This window comes from Kitasatospora sp. NPDC034533 (assembly GCF_055575155.1).
This window is the reverse complement of record NZ_JBVITE010000012.1, coordinates 137,894-156,405: the sequence shown is the minus strand read 5'-3', so window position 1 is coordinate 156,405 and position 18,512 is coordinate 137,894. Positions and strand designations below refer to the sequence as shown.

The window sequence follows — 18,512 nt, the reverse complement described above, 5'->3', positions numbered from 1 at the left end:
GGCGATGCGCGTCAACCTCTACTACGCCCCCTACCCGGGCCAGCGGTTCGCCGGGGAGCCGGACACCATCAGCCCGATCCGGGTGTTCAACCCGAAGAGCGCCCTGGCGACCCTCGCGGCCGGCGCCCGCGCCTACCTCGACGAGTGGGGCGTCGACGCCGAGTTCCGGATCATCGACACCCAGGTGGACGACGACGAGCCGGTGCTCTACAAGTCCTTCTCCTACGGCCCGCGCACCATCGAGTGCCTGCGCTACGGAGGGGCGTTCGAGCGCTACGACGCCTCGCTGCGGGAGGCCGACGTCATCGGCATCTCCAACAACTTCACGAACTCGGCCGGCGCCGTGACCGACTTCGCCAAGTACGCGAAGGCCGTCAACCCGCGGGCGCTGGTCGTCGCCGGGGGCATGGACGCGACCGCCCGCTCCGAGTGGTACCTGGACAACGGCTTCGACGTGGTGGTCCAGCTGGAGGGCGAGTACATCTTCGCCAAGGTGGTCGAGGCCACCGCCAAGGGCACCCCGCTCAAGGAGGCGGTGTTCTGCCGCGAGTACGGCAACGGGCAGATCGTCTTCGGCGGGCCCAACCTCAACATGAACGACCTGCACCCGATGGCGCTGGACCTGGTGGAGGGCCTGGAGCGGTACAACGACACCGGGGAGGGCACCCCTCCGTCCACCGTCGCCGCGCCCTTCACCTGCTTCGAGTCCTCCCGCGGGTGCTACCGCACCTGCTCGTTCTGCGCCACGCCGATGCGCGGCAAGTACCGCTACATGTCCGCCGAGTCGGTGGAGAAGCACTTCGCGTACTTCCGCTCCATGGGCATCCGGAACATCCTGTTCCAGGAGGACAACATCCTCTCCCGGCTCCAGCGCAGCGGTCGCGGCACCATGCTGCACAAGACCGGCCGCGAGGAGGTCATGGAGATCTTCCGGCTGGCCCGCGAGTACGGCTTCTCCTGGGAGTTCGCCAACGGCCTGGAGTTCGGCAAGTTCCTCGACCTCGGCAAGCCGGACCTGGAGCTCATGGAACACATGTTCTGGAGCGACCGCTCCGGCGGGACCTGGCGCGGCTGCTACCGGGTGCAGATCCCCCTGGAGTTCCTCGGCGAGGACCCGACCAGCCGCTTCAACAAGCTCCGCGGTTTCGAGGAGGAACTGGAGATCCTCGACGCCATGCTCGACTACGGCGTGACGTACCAGACCTTCAACGTGCTGATCGGCCACGACGGCGACGACCGGCCCGCCATCGACCACTACCTCAGGCGCAGCCTCCAGCTGAAGGAGGCGCTGCTGAGCCGGGGAACGCACGTGGTGCCGTACTTCAACGTCTTCAACCGCACCCTGCTGCCGGGCACCGCCGACTTCCGCAACAAGAGCGAACGGCTGGAGTTCGACGTCGACCGCGACCCGGAGGTGATCAGCGTCTATCTGTCGCCGATGGGCACCGAGCACCTGTCGTACTATGAGCTCCTCGACGAACGCCTGCGTATGATGCGGGAGTTGAACGGCGATCTGATCGACCAGTACGACGGCATCCACCGCACGGCGGTCATCTCGGCCGGCACGGAGGCGTGAGGAGTGACGTGAGGGCACCACCGCGGAGGTATGGATTCGGTGCCCTGTGGCTGGGCCAGAGCCTGTCCCTGGTGGGCACGCAGATAGGCGCCCTGGCCCTGCCGCTGGTCGCGGTGGTCTCGCTCGGCGCCGACGCCGGTCAGCTGGGTGTCATCGGGGCGCTGCGCTACCTGCCGTTCCTGCTGCTGGCCCTGCCACTGGGCCCCGCGGTCGACCGGGGGGACCGCCGGCGGATGATGCTGGTGGCGGACGCCGCCCGGGCCGTGCTCGTCCTCACGGTGCCGGTGCTGTACGCGCTCGGCGAGCTCCGGTTGTGGTGGCTGTACGCCGTACCGTTCCTGACCGGCGCCTTCCAGGTGGTGTTCGAAACGGCCTGCCTGGCCTTCGTCCCGCAGCTGGTCGGCCGGGAGCGGCTGACCCGGGCCAACCGGAACCTCCAGGCCAGCCAGTCCGCCGCGGACCTCGGCGGGCCCGGTCTGGGCGGCATGGTCTGCGGGGCGGTCGGCGCGCCCGTCGCCCTGCTGTTCGACGCGTTCTCCTTCGCCTTCTCCGCCGCGACCCTGGCACTGATCAAGTCCCCGGGCCGGCCGGAGGCCCGGGCCCCGGCCGCAGGGCCGCGCGAGGCCGTCCGCTCCTGGTGGGCCGAGGTCCGGGCCGGCCTGGCCTTCGTCCTCGGCCAGGCGGAGCTGCGCGCGCTGGTGGTGGAGACGGCCGTCTTCAACGCCTGCGAGCAGGGCATCATGGTGCTCTACCTGGTCTACGCGGTACGGGAGTTGGGGTTCTCTCCGGCACTGCTCGGGCTGTCCCTGGCGGCGGCCGGGATCGGCGCGATGATCGGCACCTTCTTCTCCGAGGGGGCGTCGGCCCGGATCGGCCTCGGACCGACGGTGGTGGTGGGCTCCACCCTGGGCTGCGTCTCGTACCTGCTCGTCCCGGCGGCCGGCGGTGACCGTGCGGCCGTGTTCGGCACCGTCTGCGCCGGATTCGCGATCTCCGGGATCGCGGTCGGCATCTCGAACGTGCTCCAGGTGTCGCTGCGCCAGGCACTCACCCCCGACTCGCTCGGCGGGCGGACGACCGCCTCGTTCCGCTTCGTGGCCTACGGCACGGTGCCGCTCGGCACCCTGGTGGGCGGAGCGCTGGGCGAGGCGATCGGCCTGCGGTCCGCCCTGTGGGTGATGTCGACGGCGCTGCTGCTCGGCCCGCTGGCGATCATCTGCTCACCGCTGCCCCGGCGCCGCGAACTGCCCGCCGCCGAGCCCGGCGAGAGCGCCGAATCCCTTGCGGAGACATGATCATGACGTCACGTCAGCTGCTTTCCCGGCGGTAGGATCACCCCGATCGCTCATCCGGGAAGGACGTACGGTGGACAGGTTCGACTACCACGACGGAGTGCTGCACTGCGAGGAGGTGAACCTGGAGGACGTGGCCGCCGAGTACGGTACGCCGACCTACGTGTACTCGCGGGACACCTTCCGCACCCACCTCGCCGATCTGACGGCCGCTTTCGCGGAGCTGGATCCGCTGGTCTGCTACGCCGTCAAGACCTGCGGCAACCTGCACCTGCTGCACGAACTGGGCCAGGCGGGAGCCGGCGCGGACGTGGTGAGCGGCGGCGAGCTCTACCGGGCGCTCACGGCGGGCATCCCCGCCGAGCGGATCGTCTTCGCGGGCGTCGGCAAGTCCGAGGACGAGCTGCGCGAGGCGGTCGCCGCCGGCATCGGCTGCGTCAACGTGGAGTCGGAGTCCGAGCTGGAGCTGCTCGACCGGGTCGCGGACGGCCTGGGGCGCACGGTGCGCGCCGCGATCCGCGTCAACCCGGACGTCGAGGGGCACGGCACCCCGCAGAAGACCACCACGGGCACCCGGGGCAGCAAGTTCGGCGTGGACCTGGAGCGCGTGCCCGGGCTGTTCGCCCGCGCCACGGTGCTGTCCCGCGTGCGGCTGGTCGGCCTGCACATGCACCTCGGCTCGCCCATCTACTCGCCCGACCCCTACGTGCGGGGGCTGACCAGGCTCCTGGACCTGCTCGCCAAGCTGAACGCCGACGGCCACGAGATCGAGCTGATCAACATCGGCGGCGGGTTCGCCGCCGACTACGAGACCGGCCTGGCCCCCGGCTGGGACGCCTACGCGGCCGCGATCGTCCCCCTGCTCAAGCCCTTCGTCGCCGCCGGCGGCCGGGTGGTGACGGAGCCCGGGCGCTCCATCGCCGCCAACGCCGGCGTGCTGCTCACCCGGGTGCGCTACCTCAAGGACGCCGGCGGGCACCGGGTCGCCGTGGTCGACGCCGGGATGAACAACATGATCCGGGCGGCCTTCTACGACTCCTTCCACTTCATGTGGCCCGTCCGCCCCGCGCAGGCACTCGTCCCGCCGAGCCGCTCCGAGCACCCGCGGCTCACCGGGCTCCACCGGTACGACGTCGCCGGCCCGATCTGCGAGTCCTCCGACTACCTCGCCCGCGACCGGGCCCTGCCGAGCCTGGCCGAGGGCGACCTGATCTGCGTCTTCGGGGCCGGTGCGTACGGCATGGCGATGGCCAGCCAGTACAACTCCTCGCTGCGCCCGGCCGAGGTCCTGGTGGAGGGCGCGGACAGCAGGCTGATCCGCCGCCGCGACACCTACACCGACCTGGTCGAGGCGGAACTCGCCCTGCCCGGAACGCGGTTCTGAGCCCACCGGTGGGCGCACCGGAGCGGTGCGCCCACCCGGGCGTCAGCCCTTCGCCAGCCGGCGGGCGAAGGGCAGCAGTTCGGCCTCGCCGACCGGCCGCCAGTCCAGTCCGCAGGACTCGGCGAGCTCCCTGCCGCGCTTGCCGCCGAAACCCGCGTGCCCGTCGCCGAAGAGCCGCGACAGCCCGTCCCCGGCCCCGCCTCCCGTCCCGGCCCCGTTCTCGGCGTCCGGTTCGGGCAGCACCGACCGCAGCGCGGCCAGCGGGCCCGCCGCGCACTCCGCGCCGCCGGCGACGGCCGCGTGGAACTCCCGGTACCCGACCTCGCGCAGCGGCACCAGGTCGGAGACCAGCGCGAGGAGCAGTTCCAGCCGCACCGCCCCCGGCCGCAGCAGGTGGAAGGTCTCGTCGTCCCGGCCGCCGCGCAGGGCACCGACCACGGCCGTCGCCACCTGGTCCACCGGAGTCCAGTCGGTCACCGCCCCGGTGCGCGGGCGCACGCCGAGCAGGACACAGGCGCGCAGCAGCAGGTCCAGCAGGGAGCGGGAGTTGCCCGCGCCGGTGCGCGAGTGGGGCATCACCTCCCCGAGCCGGTGGACGGTGACGGGGATGCCGCGGCTCCGGGCGGCGGCGAGCACGCGCTCCGCCGCCCACTTGGAGCAGCCGTAGCCGTCCTCGGGCGGCTCCGGGGGGAGCCGGTCCTCCTCCCGCACCGGCAGCAGCGCCGTCCGCCCGCCCGCGAACACGCCCAGCGTGGAGACGTGGTGCAGCCGTTTCGGCCGCGTCCGCGCCGCCAGCCGCAGCACCTCGGTGGTGCCGTGGACGTTCGGGCCGCGCAGGCCCGGGTAGCCCCGCACCAGGTTGACCAGGGCGCCGCTGTGCACCACCGAGTCGATCTCGGCGGCCAGCGCGGCCCACACCCCCGAGGACAGGCCCAGCTCCGGCCGGGCCAGATCGCCCGGCACCGCCACGACGCGCTCCGGGTCGTACCCCCGCCCGATCCCGTCCAGGACCTCGGCGAGCCGCCGGGCACCCGCGGACGCGTCCTCGGCGCGCAGCAGGCAGTGCACCACCGCGTCGGTGCCGTCCAGCAGTTCGGCGAGCAGGTGCGAGCCGACGAAGCCGGTGGCTCCCGTCAGCAGCACCCGCCGAGGCCCACCGCGCGGCGGGCGCCCCGGCGCCGGGGGGATCCGGGCGGCGCGCTCGACGTCCCGCAGGACACCGGCCACGGAGGGCGCCGCGGACGGCGAGCCCTCGCGGTGGCGGCGCAGCAGCCGGGCCTGCTCGCGCAGGGTGGTCGCGGCGGCGAGTTCGCGCGGCGCGATGCGCAGGCCCGAGCCGCGCTGCAGCCCGGCCGACAGGCGCTGGAGCGTCAGTGAGGTGCCGCCGAGCGCGTAGAAGTCGGCGTCCGGGGCGGGGGTGGCGCCGTGGAGGTCGGCCAGCAGGGCCTGCCAGAGCGCGGCGACGGCCTGTTCGTCGCGGTCGAGCGCGACGGTGCCACCGGGCTGCGCCGCGAGGTGGACGGCGGCGAGCCGGGCCAGCTCCCGCCGGTCGGTCTTGCCGTTGGGGGTGAGGGGCAGCTGTTCCAGCACCAGGAAGGCGCGCGGGACGGCGTGGGAGGGCAGCAGGCCCCGGGCGTGCTCGGCCAGTTCCCCGGCCGCGACCGGACGGCGGGCCGAGCGGGCGGTGACGACGCAGCAGACGAGGGTCCTCAGGTCGCCCTCGCCGTGGACGACCGCGCGCGCCTGGTGGACGAGGGGGTGGGCGGCGACGGCGGCCTCCACCTCCAGCAGGTCGATCAGCACGCCGCCCAGCTTGACCTGCTGGTCGCGGCGCCCGACGAACATCAGCAGACCGTCCTCCCGCTGCCAGGCCAGGTCCCCGGTGCGGTACAGCCTCGGCCCGGGGATCTCGGGGAAGGCGTTCGGCACGAAGGCGGCGGCCGTCCGCTCGGGGTCGCCCAGGTAGCCGGCCCCGAGGCAGTCCCCGCCGAGGTGGATCTCGCCGACGGTACCGGGCGGCACCAGGGCCCCGTGCCGGTCGAGCAGCACCGCGCAGGTGTTGTCGATCGGCCGTCCGATCGGTATCGCCTCCGTGTCTGCGTCGCCGATCTCGTGGAACACCGAACCGATCGAGGCCTCGGTGGGGCCGAAAGTGTTGGTCAGGGTGATCCGGGGAAGCAGGGTACGGAACGCGCGGACGGTGGCCGGGTCGATCTCCTCACCGCCGATCAGCAGGCGTCGCAGGGACGAGAGCCGGCCGGGCAGGTCGGGGTCGGAGGCGAGCAGGTCCACGAGCGTGTCGAAGACGGAGGGCACGAAGTCCGTCATGGTCACCCGGTGGCGGGCGATCTCGTCGACGGTGCGGGTGAGGTCGAGGATGCCCTCCCGGCGGGGCAGCACCACGCGGCTGCCCTTGGTGAGCGGCCACAGCAGTTGCCAGAGCGAGGAGTCGAAGACGTGGCGGCTGTTCTGCAACACCACGTCCGGCCCGGCGCCGAAGCGCCGGGTCATCGTCAGGAAGCGGTTCAGCAGCCCGCGGTGGAGGTTGAGGGCGCACTTGGGCGTGCCGGTCGAACCGGAGGTGAAGAAGCCGTAGGCCAGGTCGTCCACGCCCGGCACGGCCCGGGTCACCGCCGGCGTGCGGACCTCCGGCCGCGCCGGGCCGGCGACCCGGAGCACCGGCACCCCGAGATCCGGTACCGGGCCCGGTCCGGTGCGCACCGCCAGGCGGGGCCGCAGCGCGACGACGGCGTCGGCCAGGCGGGCCCGCGGCCACTGGTCGTCCACCGGGACGAAGGGCGCGCCGAGCTTCATCGCGGCCAGCATCACCACCGCCAGCTCCGGCCCCCCGCCGGTGATCACGGGTACGAAGTCGCCGCGCGCCACGCCCCGCTCGCGCAGCGCTGCCGCCCAGGCGCCGGAGAGCGCGTCCAACTCGCCGTAGCGCAGGCAACGGTCGTCCCAGAGCAGCGCGGGCCGCTCCGGTGCGCGCCGTGCCTGTTCCTCGATCAGCTGGATGACCGTCCGGTCGGTGCGGTAGGACACTCGGGGCCCCTGGTAGTCGACCAAGAGCCGGTGTCGGAGGTCGGGTTCGGGATCGGGTCGGAGTTCGGGTTGCACCACTGCTCCCTTCACTAGCCGTCAGATATCTTCAATCTCTCAAGCTTCCAATGGAATTGGCACTATGCAGGAGGGTGGTGGAACCGATGCGTCTACGTCGCTTCGGTCGGACCGGTTGGCAGGTCGGCGAGGTCGGCTACGGCATGTGGGGCATCGGCGGCGGCCCCGGCGGGTGGACCGGCGGGGACGGTGACGAGGGGCGCGAGGCGCTGCGCCTCGCCGTGGCCCAGGGCTGCGACTTCTTCGACACCGCCTGGATCTACGGCCGCGGTGTCAGCGAGCGGCTGCTGGGCGAACTGCGCGGGGAGCACCCCGGGCAGCGGCTCCGCCTCGCCACCAAGATCCCGCCGCTGGACCGCCGGTGGCCGCCGCGTCGCGACGCGCGTTTCGACGAGGTCTTCCCGGACGCGCACGTCGACGAGTACGTGGACCTCAGTCTGGCGAACCTCGGGGTCGACCGGATCGACCTCCTCCAGTACCACGTCTGGGAGGACGCCTGGGCCAAGGACGAGCGGTGGCTCGCCCAGGCGGCCCGGCTCAAGCGGGAGGGCCGGATCGAGGCGCTCGGCATCAGCGTCAACCGCTGGGAGCCGGCCAACGTGCTCGCCGCCCTGGAGACCGGGCTGGTCGACGCGGTCCAGGTGATCTACAACATCTTCGACCAGGCGCCGGAGGACGAGCTGTTCCCGGCCTGCGAGCGGCACGACGTCGCGGTGATCGCCCGGGTGCCGTTCGACGAGGGCACCCTCACCGGCACCCTGACCCCGGACTCCCGCTGGCCGGAAGGGGACTGGCGCAACAGCTACTTCGTGCCGGAGAACCTGGCGGCCAGCGTCGAGCGGGCGGAGCGGCTGCGCCCGGTCGTCCCCGAGGGGATGACGATGCCGGAGCTGGCGCTGCGCTTCGTCCTCCAGCACCCGGCGGTCTCGACGGTCATCCCGGGGATGCGCCGGCCCTCGCACGTCCGGGCCAACCTGGCCGTCAGCGACGGCGCGGCGCTCAGCGAGGAGCTCATGGCCGAGCTGCGCCGCCACCGCTGGGACCGGGTGCCCACGGAGTGGTCGCAGTGACCCGGCCGGTGGTCGCCGTCGTCGAGCCGTTCTCCACGGGCTCTCAGCTGGCCCCCGAGCTCGCCCGGCGGGGCTGGGACGCCGTCGCCGTGGTCGGCGGCGGCAACGTGCCCGCCGACTTCCGCACGGGGTTCCGTCCGGGGCAGTACCGGGCCGTGCTGGACGCCGCCGACGGCGACCCGCTCGCGCGGCTCGCAGCGTACCGGCCCGCCCACGTCATCGCCGGCTGCGAGTGGGGGGTGACCGCCGCCGACCGGCTCGCCGAGCAGCTGGGGGTGCCCGGCAACGGCACCCGGCTGAGCCCCTGCCGCCGGGACAAGTTCGCGATGGCCGAGCGACTGCGCGAGGCCGGACTGGACGCGGCCGCGAGCCTCGCCACCGACCGGCTGGAGGAGGTGCTCGACTGGGCCGAGGCGCGCGGCCACTGGCCGCTGGTGATCAAGCCGCTGGCCAGCGCGGGCTCGGACTCCGTGGCGATCTGCGCCGACCCGGCCCAGACCGCCGCCGCGTTCGGGCGCGTCCACGGCCGGACGGACCGGATGGGCGGTCTCAACGAACGGGTGCTGGCGCAGGAACTGCTGGTCGGCGACCAGTACTTCGTCAACACGGTGAGCCTGGACGGCCGCCACTACGTCCACGAGATCTGGCGGGAGCGGCGCACCACCGTCGACAGCGCGGTCGTCTACGACTACCAGGAGCTGCTGCCCGCCGAGGGCGCCGAGCAGCGGGCCCTGGCGGCCTACGTGGTGCGGGTGCTGGACGCGCTCGGCATCGCCCACGGCCCGGCGCACGCGGAGGTGATGCTCACCCCGCGCGGCCCGGTGCTGATCGAGGTCGGCGCCCGGCTGGAGGGCTCGGTGACCTCGCGCGGCCCCGAGGCGGCCACCGGGCACAGCCAGGTGTCGCTGACCGTGGACGCCCTGACCGCGCCGGACGACTTCGCCCGGCTGCCCGGGACGGACTACCGGCTGCGGCAGCACCTCCGGGTGGTGTGCCTGATCGCCTCCAGGGACGGGCGGGTCGCGGGCGAGCCGCTCGCGGAGCTCCGCGGCCTGCCCACCTACCTGTGCGGGTCGGTGGACCGGCTGGAGGCGGGCGCACCGGTCCGCCGGACGGTGGACCTCTTCACCTCGCCCGGCCACCTCTACCTCGTCGGGGCCGCCCGCGAGGGGATCGAGCGCGACTACCGGCGGGTCCGCGAACTGGAACGCACCGGGCTCTACCGGGGCGGGCCCCGCCCCGGCGAAGCCGTCGGAGCGGCCGGGTGAACGCGGCCGCGGCACCGGGGCCGCCGGCGATCCGCCTGGTGGGGAGCATCGCCGAGGTCGGCCGCGAGGCCTGGGACCGGATCTCGGCCGGCCGCAGCGTCTACCTGAGCCACCCCTGGCTCGACTGGGCCGAGCGGTCGGACGAGTACCGAAGCGGCTACCTGCTGGCGGAGGATCCGCAGGGCCGGCTCCTGGGCGCGCTGGCCTGCTACCTCTGGCGCGGCGGGGCGGGCCTGTCCATGAACCAGGCCTACCATCCGCTGGACCTCCTGGCCGTCCCGCGGCTGGGAGCGGCGGCCGAGGCCGAGCGGCCGCTGTGGTTGCCGCTGCTGCTGCTCGGCTCCCGGGCGGGCTACCACGGCGGCGTGCTGACCGACCCGGCGCTCGACGCTCCGCGTCGGTCCCTGGTGATCGCCCGGCTGCTGGAGGCCGCGGGGGAACTGGCCGACCGCTCGGGCGCCGGGGCGATGGCCCTCCTCTACGCACCCGAGCCGCACGCGGCCGAGTGCCTGGCGGCGCTGGAGCGGCACTGCCCGGACGCGGCGCCGCCCGAGCACGCGCCGCTCTCCGCCGAGGCGGTGGTCCCCGTCGAGGAGTCGGCGCGGAGCCTCTCCGGCCGGCGGCGGCGGGAGTTCCGGCGCGAGGCACGGGCCTTCGCCACCTCGGGCGGTACGGTCGGCCGGGTGCGGTTGTCCGACTGCTGGCGCGAGGCGGGCCCGCTGCTGGGCCGGCTCCAGCGCAAGTACGGCGAGGACGACAGCGACGAGGCGATGACGTCCTACCTGGAGCAGCAGAGCGCCTTCCTCGACCCGTGGAGCGAGGTCCTGGTGGAACGGCGCGACGGCCGGCTCACCGGCTTCGCGCTCTGCTACGCCTGGGGCGACACGCTGCACGTCAGGGCGGCCGGGTTCGACGAGCACGCCGGGCCGTACGCGTACTTCAACCTCGGCGTCTACGAGCCGCTGCGGCTGGCCGCCGAACGCGGCCTCGACTGGGTCGACCTGGGCACCGGCGCCTACCGGGGCAAACTCCTGCGCGGCGCCCGCCTGCGCCCGACTCACGCCCTGGTGTGGGCGCCCGGCGGCACCTCCGAGCCGGTCCGCGCCACCCTGCGGCTGCCCGGCGCCGACCACCGGGACGCCATGGCGGCGGCCCGCGCCTGAGCCCCGTGTGCCGGTGCGCGCCCGGGTGCGCGCGCCGGCACGCCCACTCCGGCGGCCCCGCCCTCGGAACGGGTCCCGCCGGCCCGGCGGATCAGCACCCCGTGGGTCCGCCTCCTGGTCGGCGGTGGTTCACGTATTGCGTGAGGTCGCGCTGACGTGCGAGCTCGCGGCGGTGCGATGCGGTGTGGTGCGCGGGGGGCCGCGACCGGCGGTCCGGGCGTACGAGCCGGTCGGAGGTCACGGGGTGGTTGGGTCCTGGAACCGGCGGGCGAGGTAGTCGAGCCAGGTCTGCCGGAAGGCGGCCGCGAGCCGCGACTGCGGGGCGAACAGGTCGAAGGCGTGGTAGGCGCCCGGGTAGAGGTGCAGTTCGACCGCGACCCCGTGGGCGCGCAGGCGCGCGGCGTAGTCGAGGTCCTCGTCGCGGAGGCAGTCGAGTTCGCCGACCGCGATGAAGGTCGGCGGCAGCGCGCTGAGGTCCTGCGCGCGGGACGGGGCGGAGTAGGGGGAGACGTCGTCGGTTCCGGTGCGCTCCCCCAGGATCGCCTGCCAGGCCAGGAGGTTGGTGGAGCGGTCCCAGATGCCGATGTCGGTGATCTCGTGGCTCGACGCGGTCAGGTTGCGGTCGTCCAGCATGGGATACGTCAGCGACTGGAACAGGGGTGCCGCGGCGCCCCGGTCCCGGACGAGCAGGACGGTGGCCGCCGCGATGCCTCCGCCGCCGCTCTGGCCCGCGATGCCGATCCGGGCACCGTCCAGGCCCAGGGCCTCCGCTTCGCGGACGAGCCACTGGTAGGCGGTGAAGCCGTCCTCGGCGGCGCCGGGGGAGGGTGTCTCCGGGGCGAGCCGGTAGTCGACCGCGGCGACGGCGCAGCCGAGCCGCGAGCACAGCCGCCTGAGCCACGGGTCGTCCTGGGCGGCGAAGCCGAGTACCTGGCCGCCGCCGTGGAACCAGAGCATCACCGGAAGTGGTCCCCGCGCGGTCGCGGGCCGCAGCAGGCGGACCGGCACGTCGGGGCCGCCCTCCCGTCCGATGCGGTGCTCCTCCGTGGTGACCGACGGGTCGTCGGGCTCGCCTTCGGCGATCGCCTCGGCCTGCGCGCGGAACGCCGCGCGCGTCGCGGGAAGGTCGGTGAGGTCGAACGCACCGTTGGGCGTCATGGGGACGCCGTCGAGGGCCTGGCGCAGTTCCCGGTCCATCAGCAGACGGGAAGTGGGCATGGTCGTGCCTGCTTTCTCTCCTTGGGGGGCGCCACCGCGGGCGGCGCCGGGCGGGGTGGGTCAGGCCTGGAACTCGTCGATGACGACCACTCCGGTCGGTCCGTACGTCTCCAGGGACTCCAGCACCCCGCTCGCCTCGTGGAGGCCGACGGTGCGGGTCACGATCCGGCCGGGCGCGAGGCGGCCGGCGGCGATCATGTTCAACATCGTGCCGAACCGCTGGCCCTGCATGCCGAAGGCACTCAGGATCTCCAGTTCCTTGACCATCATGACGTCGATCGGCAGCGCGACGTCCCCCCTCTCCGCGGCGGTGGTGTGCCCGAGCTGGAGGTGGCGGCCCCGGTTGCGCAGGGACAGGACGGAGTTGCGGCAGGCCTCGGCGATCCCCACGGAGTCGACCGACACGTGCGCTCCGCCCCCGGTGAGGGTCTTCACCGCCTCCGTGGGCTCGTCCCGGGCCGCGTTGACGGTGTGGACCGCGCCCAGGGCCCGCGCGGCCTCCAGCTTCTCCTCCGTGATGTCGATCGCGATGACGTTGGCACCCGTCGCCGCGGCGATCTCCACCGTCGACAGGCCCATCCCGCCGCCGGCCCCGTACACCGCGACCCACTCCCCGCCGCGGACCCTCGCCTGGTCGACGACTCCGTGAAAGGCGGTCATGTACCGGCACGCGAGGGCGGCGACGTCCGTGAACCCGACGGACTCCGGCACCCGGACCAGGTTGACGTCGGCGAAGCGGACCATGACGTACTCGGCGAAGGCGCCCCAGTAGGACACCCCGGGCACGAGCGAGTCCACCTGCTCGCACACCTGCTGGTTGCCGCTGCGGCACATCTCGCAGGAGCCCTCGCCGGGGTTCATCGGGAAGATGACGCGGTCGCCCTCCCGCCAGTCCCGCACGTCCCGGCCGACGTCGACGACGGTGCCGGCGAACTCGTGGCCGAGGACGAACGGGGGCGCGACGCTCGGTCCGCCCGTCCAGAAGTTCCCGGCCCACAGGGCCCAGTCGGTGCGGCAGATCCCGTTGGCGCCGACGCGCAGGACCGCGCCGTCCGGCGGGCAGACGGGGTCGGGCACGTCGCGGACGACGAGCGGCTCGTTGAGTTCTTCGATGACGGCGGCGCGCATGGACGCGGCCTCCTCGTGGCTCGGGAGGTGGAAAGGGGGGTTCAAAGTCCACCGGTTTAAGCGGTGGACTTTGAAGCTAGGCGTTTGCCCGACGCGATGTCAACCACATAAAGTGGTAGACATGGACGACAAGGACGGTCGGCGCGAGGGGCGCCAGCGCACCAAGGCCGACTTCCGCTTCGACGACGCGCGTCTGTGCTTCGCCTTCGCCGGCACCCTGGCCGACCGCGGCACGGACACGCCCTTCGAACGGCTGGCCCGGCCGGAGGACCTGGCCCGCTGGAGCGTCGAGAGCGGCTGCACCACGGCGGCGCCGGCCTGCACCGAAGCCGACCTGGAGCACGCCAGAGGGCTGCGCGAGGCGATCCAGCGGGTGGGCCGGGCCCTGGCGGACCGGACCCCACCCGCCCGCGAGGACGTCGCGCTGATCAACGACGCGGCCGCCGCTCCCACCTCCGTGCCCGAACTCTCAGCCGACGCGGCCACCGTGCGCCGGCACGGGGACAAGGCCGCGGCGGTCCTCTCCTTGGTCGCGCGGGACCTGATCGAGCTCTGCCACTCGGACCACCGCACCCGCGTCCGCATCTGCGGGAACCCCGCGTGCGGTACGCCCTTCGTCGACACCTCCCGCGCGGGCACCCGCCGCTGGTGCTCGATGAGGACCTGCGGCGCCCTCTCCAAGAAGCGCACCTACCGGGCCAGGTCGCAGAGCGCGCCCTGATCACGGACCAGGTCCCGGCGGAACAGTCCCACCCGGGGGCCGACCTGCTTTCCGGAACCGGGTGCCATCCGCCGGGGCGTCACCCCGCTCGTCCGAGACCGACCCGCACGTCAGACGCACTCATCCCGACACCGGAGGTTTCCATGCCCAAGGGCTATTGGTTCAGCGTCTACCGCGCCATCTCCGACCCCGAGAAGCTGGCCGCCTACAACGAGCTGGCCCCTGCGGCCGTCAGGGCCGGGGGCGGCCGAGTGCTCACCCTTGACGGCCGGGTCGTGGTGCGTGAGGCCGGAATGGCCGAGCGCACCATCCTGATCGAGTTCGACAGCTTCGAGCAGGCCGTCGCGGCGTACGAGAGCGAGGCCTACCAGGAGGCGCTGGCCGTCCTCTCCGACGGCGTCGAGCGCGACTTCCGCATCGTCGAAGGCACCGGCTGACCGAGGCCCGGGCGGGCCTTCACCGAAGGTCCGCCACCTCGGTCCCCGCGGGTGCGGGCGCCGCCGTGGTGAGGCAGACTCCCCCCGGCTTGACCGCGAACCGACTCAGGCGGGCATCCCCCGGTTCGGCGAGGCCGCTCTCGCAGGCGACGACGGCCGGCTGGGCGCGGCCACGTGCGTTCAGCTCGGCCAGTTCCCGCGCGAGTTCCACGCCCCGACACCGCCATCCGGGGGGCTCATCCCTGCCGGGTGCGGGGTTCGGCCACCTGGTGGATGCCCGGAGCGCGCCGCCCGTCCCCGTGTCCGACTCTTCGTTTCATGAGACATTACCTTTCATTCGCGGGGCGGGCGTTGGTCGCCGGGCTGACCACCATGGCCGTGTTCCCGGCTCCCGCTCTGGCGGGCACGGACCCCGCTGCGCGGCGGGTTCTACAGAGCTCCACCTTCACCTTCACCGGGGCGCCCGAACAGGTCACCGTCCCGGACGGCGTGTGCGCGGTGAACGTGGACGCGTTCGGGGCCGCCGGAGGGGAAGGCCAGTACGGCGTCCCGGGCGGCCGGGGGGCGGAGGTGTCGGCGGTGCTCGACGTGACGCCGGGAGAAGTCCTCACGGTGAACGTGGGCGGCGCCGGGCACCCCGGGGACTACAGCGATCCGGAGCACACCCAGGGCGGCTACAACGGGGGCGGCCAGGGCGGCGCCTACGTCGCGAACGGCCAGATCGCCGGCATCGCCGCCGGCGGAGGCGGGGGCCGGACCACCGTCGGCACCGGTACGACACCTCTGGTCGTGGCAGGCGGAGGCGGCGGAGGCGGCGCGTCGTTCTTCTCCACCGCCATCGGCGGCGGGGACGCCGGCCAAACGGGCGAGCCGGGCCATGGGCTCCCGGGAGACGACGAGGGCAAGCCCGGCAGGTCCGGCGGCGAGGGCGGGCAGGGCGGCATCAACGCACCCCACGCCGAACCCAACGGCCAGAACGGCAGCCCGGCCGTCGGACCGGTCGGAGGGGCCGGCGGGAACAGCATCCTCGACCCCCACGGTGGCGCGGGCGGCGGCGGAGGCGCAGGGGCCACCGGGGGCGGCGGCGGGGCCGCGTCCCCCACCGCCTCCAACAGCGGCGCGGGCGGCGGCGGAGGATCCAGCAGCGGGCCCGCGAACGCCGTGTTCGTCACGGGAGCCCGTCAGGGCAACGGCGAGGCCACGCTCACCTGGGTACCCTGCGCCGTCGTCACCGGCGACGTGACGGTCCTCAAGCAGGACGCCGACACCCAAGCCCCCCTCGCGGGTGCCACCTTCCAGCTCTGGGAGGAGACCAACGGCATTCCCGGACTCCAGATCACCGGCGCCAATCCCGACACCAGCGTCGGCGAGCCCTGCGTGACCGGCGCGGACGGCACCTGCACCCGCAACGTTCCGCTCGGCACCTACTACTGGGAAGAGACCCGAGCCCCGGCCGGCTACCTCCTCCCCAACGACCGTGTCTTCGGCCCGCTCGTCCTGACCGCCGACAACGCCGCCGCCGGCGTCAGCGTCACCGTCGCCGACACCGCGACGCCGCACTGCGACTGTCACCCCGGCCACCCCGGCGGCCACGGCCACCCCGATGACCACGGCCACCCCGGCGGCCACGGCCACCCCGATGACGACGACACGCCCGAGCCCCCCGCCGACGGCGACGACGACAGCTGACCGCGGCCCACACCGCACATCCACTCGCGGAGCGCCGGGCCGCGGCGAGACACCGCCGGCTTCTGAGGTGGATGACCGGCGATGAGCCCATGGCGGAGACGGTTCGCCAGGAGCACACCGCGCCGAATCCCGAGTGACCGTCAATTCCACTGCGGCGAAACACTGGTCCGGGCCGGTCGTCCCGACATCGTGTCGGAGCGACCGGCCTGTGCGCTGCCCGAACGCGCTCCCCTTCGGGCCGGGGCGCTTCAGACGAGGGGCGTGCCGTCCTTGAAGAGGCCCTCGCAGACGTCGATCAGGAACATGAACTGCCGACCGGGGTGCGACGTGCACCGCGGCGGCGGTCGCGATGACGGCGGCGCAGCTCTCCTCGGGTGTCACAACGGGCCTTCCAGGGACGGGGGTTGGTTGATGGGTGATGTCGCGGCGTGGATGGCGATCTCGTCCAGGCACACCGTCATGACGCACACCCGGCGTACGCGGTCCAGTGCCGCGAGGTGCTCGTGCCGTTTCAGCTCCTGGTCGGCTGCGAGGAGTTCGTCGGCCAGCAGGGCCAGCAGGGTGGGGCGCGGCCCGGCGCCTTCGGTGCGGCGCAGCCGGCGGGCGGTGTCCTCCATCACCTCCGCGAGGCGGTCCATGGGCGGGTCGCCGAGCTGTGGGCCGCCGAGTCGGGGGAGTTCCGTCGCGATGCGGCTGAGCGCGTCCTCCAGGGGCAGGAGCGGTACGCCGTCCACGCAGGGCACGCCCGGAAGCTTCCGGGTGGCCCAGAGCTGGAGGAGCTCGAAGTCGGTCATCGGGCCCGCCCGGGCGGCGGGAGGTTCGCCGGGCCTTTCACGCACATGGGGCAGGTGCCGTCCAGGACGCCGGGTACCACGCCGTGCAGGTGGAAGATCGCCTGCGGGTTGCTGCGGGCGCGCATCCGGTAGCGGATCGTCTCCAGGTGCTTTCCGGCCGTGTGGGGCGAGATGGAGTTCAGGGCGGCGATCTGCTGATGGGTGTGGCCGTCGACCAGGAGCCGGAGTGTGTGCGCGGCCGCCTCGGGCAGCGGTTCGTCCAGCTCCGTCCGGGGCGGGAGGAGCAGTTTCATCCGGCAGGCCGTGTCGACCATCTGTGCCCAGGTCCGCGCCCGCACCTCCACCCTCAGCGAGTTCAGGCATCCCCGCACCCGGTCGGGCGTCACCCGGGCGCTCCCCTCGTGCTCGGGCATGGAGTTGACGGCGTCCGCGATCTCGATCGCGTTGAGGCCGGTGACCAGGTGGCTCAGTACCAGGGCCTGATGCCTGCTGACCTTCTCGGTGATGTAGTGGCCGCACCGAAGGACCCGGGGGTCGTGGACGGCCGGCAGCAGGCGGGTGGCCGTGCCGGTCACTGCGGTCCCCGGTTCCACGGGGCCGGCAAGGCGCCGCGCAGGCACGCGAGGCGGTGGACGGCCGGTCGGCGGGCGTACCCGTCGATGTGGGCGCGGCGTACCGCGTCCACCGCCTCGGTGAGGACGATGAGGTCGCGGACCGTCCGGTAGCCGGGCCAGGCGCCGATGCGGGGGTGGCCCGGGTCCTCCGGTAGGTAGGAGCGGTAGGTGTGGGCGTAGGTCCGGTGGTCCTCGCGGGGGCCGAGGAGCAGTTCGCTGCGCCAGCGGGCGGCGACCAGGTCCCATTCTCGGTGGCCGCGCCAGAGCGGGCGGCGCAGCAGGAGGCCGATGTGGACGCCGTCGTCGTGGACGGGGACCATGGCGCGGGTGCCGAAGATGACGGTGTCCGGTGTCGGCCAGTCGAGGTGGTCCCACTCCTCACGCAGTTGGTCCGCGCGCTCGTGGAGGAAGGCGCGGGCGTGGTCGTCCAGTGGGGCGCGGTCCAGGCCGTCGAGGAGGCCGGTGAAGGGGTCGTGCTTCCGCAGCCACGGGGCGGTGCCGGGGTCGATGCGGTGGGTGAGGGCGGTCACCCACGCGGACAGGGAGGTGTCGCGGCTGGGCTGCCCGCACGGGTGCCAGAAGCTGACGGCCTGGCCGTCGGCGGCCGTGTGGATGTCGGTGGAGTACGGGGCGGTGACGGCCACCCGTTGCTGCCGCAGGAACTGCGCGTCCCTGACCAGGGCCCAGGCCTCGTCCGCGTTCGGGTGGACGATGGCGAGGGAGTCGGAGGCGGGCAGTCGCCAGAGGTGGTTCGGGCTGTCGCTGACCAGTCTGGCCCGTACAGCCCGCTGGATCGTCGTGCCGCTGGTGGCCGCGCAGGCCTGTTTCAGGGCCTCGTGGGAGGCGGCGACTTCTGCTCGGCGGGCCGGGCTGGTGGTCTTGAACGGGTCTCTGGTGCGCATGGCGACGCTCACGGCGCGGTCCTCGGTACGGAGTCGGGTGAAAGGCGGTTGAAGGGTCCCGAGCCGCCCTGCTGGGCGAGGTCGTCCCGGACCGGCCGGGCCCGTGCCGGGTGGCACGTACCGGCCGGCACCGTGC

General features: G+C 73.6%; 15 protein-coding genes. 9 read left to right on the top strand and 6 right to left on the bottom strand.

The window, feature by feature from the left end; genetic code table 11:
• Nucleotides 1-4: 4 nt before the first annotated feature.
• From ACZ55U_RS12035 to lysA, 3 genes are all read left to right on the top strand, one after another.
• On the top strand, nt 5-1,576 hold the full coding sequence (locus tag ACZ55U_RS12035) for a B12-binding domain-containing radical SAM protein (RefSeq protein WP_465525149.1): 1,572 nt from the start codon (nt 5-7) through the stop codon (nt 1,574-1,576).
• The gene (locus ACZ55U_RS12030; RefSeq protein ID WP_465525147.1) at nt 1,573-2,871 is read left to right on the top strand and encodes an MFS transporter; all 1,299 of its coding nucleotides are present in this window, start codon (nt 1,573-1,575) and stop codon (nt 2,869-2,871) included. The genes ACZ55U_RS12035 and ACZ55U_RS12030 overlap by 4 nt, the downstream gene beginning before the upstream one ends.
• 70 nt (nt 2,872-2,941) lie before the next feature.
• Nucleotides 2,942-4,252, top strand: coding sequence for a diaminopimelate decarboxylase (gene lysA, locus ACZ55U_RS12025; protein ID WP_465525145.1), 1,311 nt, complete (start codon nt 2,942-2,944; stop codon nt 4,250-4,252).
• A gap of 42 nt (nt 4,253-4,294) precedes the next feature.
• Here lysA and ACZ55U_RS12020 read toward each other — a convergent pair whose 3' ends face one another.
• Entirely contained in the window at nt 4,295-7,297 is a 3,003-nt protein-coding gene (locus ACZ55U_RS12020; protein ID WP_465525143.1) for a non-ribosomal peptide synthetase, read from the bottom strand.
• Between the two features lie 161 nt (nt 7,298-7,458).
• Here ACZ55U_RS12020 and ACZ55U_RS12015 point away from each other — a divergent pair, with 161 nt between their 5' ends.
• The 3 genes from ACZ55U_RS12015 to ACZ55U_RS12005 are packed head-to-tail and all read left to right on the top strand — an operon-like array spanning nt 7,459 to nt 10,873.
• Nucleotides 7,459-8,442, top strand: a complete 984-nt coding sequence (locus ACZ55U_RS12015) for an aldo/keto reductase (RefSeq protein ID WP_465525141.1) — start codon at nt 7,459-7,461, stop codon at nt 8,440-8,442.
• Nucleotides 8,430-9,710, top strand: coding sequence for an ATP-grasp domain-containing protein (locus ACZ55U_RS12010; protein WP_465525139.1), 1,281 nt, complete (start codon nt 8,430-8,432; stop codon nt 9,708-9,710). The genes ACZ55U_RS12015 and ACZ55U_RS12010 overlap by 13 nt, the downstream gene beginning before the upstream one ends.
• On the top strand, nt 9,707-10,873 hold the full coding sequence (locus ACZ55U_RS12005; protein ID WP_465525137.1) for a GNAT family N-acetyltransferase: 1,167 nt from the start codon (nt 9,707-9,709) through the stop codon (nt 10,871-10,873). Before ACZ55U_RS12010 ends, ACZ55U_RS12005 begins: the two co-directional genes overlap by 4 nt.
• Before the next feature lie 237 nt (nt 10,874-11,110).
• Here the strand turns inward: ACZ55U_RS12005 and ACZ55U_RS12000 are convergent, their stop codons facing one another.
• Nucleotides 11,111-12,091, bottom strand: coding sequence for an alpha/beta hydrolase (locus ACZ55U_RS12000; protein WP_465525135.1), 981 nt, complete (start codon nt 12,089-12,091; stop codon nt 11,111-11,113).
• A gap of 60 nt (nt 12,092-12,151) precedes the next feature.
• Nucleotides 12,152-13,219: an alcohol dehydrogenase catalytic domain-containing protein gene (locus ACZ55U_RS11995; protein WP_465525133.1), complete on the bottom strand. Its 1,068-nt coding sequence runs from the start codon at nt 13,217-13,219 to the stop codon at nt 12,152-12,154.
• 121 nt (nt 13,220-13,340) lie between these two features.
• Between ACZ55U_RS11995 and ACZ55U_RS11990 the strand changes: the two genes are divergently transcribed.
• The 3 genes from ACZ55U_RS11990 to ACZ55U_RS11980 all read left to right on the top strand — a co-directional run bounded on the left by ACZ55U_RS11990 (nt 13,341) and on the right by ACZ55U_RS11980 (nt 16,066).
• Nucleotides 13,341-13,940, top strand: coding sequence for a CGNR zinc finger domain-containing protein (locus ACZ55U_RS11990; RefSeq protein ID WP_465525131.1), 600 nt, complete (start codon nt 13,341-13,343; stop codon nt 13,938-13,940).
• A 143-nt stretch (nt 13,941-14,083) separates the two neighbouring features.
• The gene (locus tag ACZ55U_RS11985; RefSeq protein WP_465525129.1) at nt 14,084-14,377 is read left to right on the top strand and encodes a DUF1330 domain-containing protein; all 294 of its coding nucleotides are present in this window, start codon (nt 14,084-14,086) and stop codon (nt 14,375-14,377) included.
• Between the two features lie 318 nt (nt 14,378-14,695).
• Nucleotides 14,696-16,066, top strand: coding sequence for a prealbumin-like fold domain-containing protein (locus ACZ55U_RS11980; RefSeq protein ID WP_465525127.1), 1,371 nt, complete (start codon nt 14,696-14,698; stop codon nt 16,064-16,066).
• A gap of 377 nt (nt 16,067-16,443) precedes the next feature.
• Here the strand turns inward: ACZ55U_RS11980 and ACZ55U_RS11975 are convergent, their stop codons facing one another.
• The 3 genes from ACZ55U_RS11975 to ACZ55U_RS11965 are packed head-to-tail and all read right to left on the bottom strand — an operon-like array spanning nt 16,444 to nt 18,388.
• Nucleotides 16,444-16,860 carry a hypothetical protein gene (locus tag ACZ55U_RS11975; protein WP_465525125.1) on the bottom strand — a complete coding sequence of 139 codons (417 nt, stop codon included), beginning with the start codon at nt 16,858-16,860 and terminating at the stop codon, nt 16,444-16,446.
• Nucleotides 16,857-17,435, bottom strand: a complete 579-nt coding sequence (locus ACZ55U_RS11970) for a helix-turn-helix transcriptional regulator (RefSeq protein ID WP_465525123.1) — start codon at nt 17,433-17,435, stop codon at nt 16,857-16,859. Before ACZ55U_RS11970 ends, ACZ55U_RS11975 begins: the two co-directional genes overlap by 4 nt.
• The gene (locus ACZ55U_RS11965; RefSeq protein ID WP_465525121.1) at nt 17,432-18,388 is read right to left on the bottom strand and encodes a hypothetical protein; all 957 of its coding nucleotides are present in this window, start codon (nt 18,386-18,388) and stop codon (nt 17,432-17,434) included. Before ACZ55U_RS11965 ends, ACZ55U_RS11970 begins: the two co-directional genes overlap by 4 nt.
• Between the last annotated feature and the right edge of the window lie 124 nt (nt 18,389-18,512).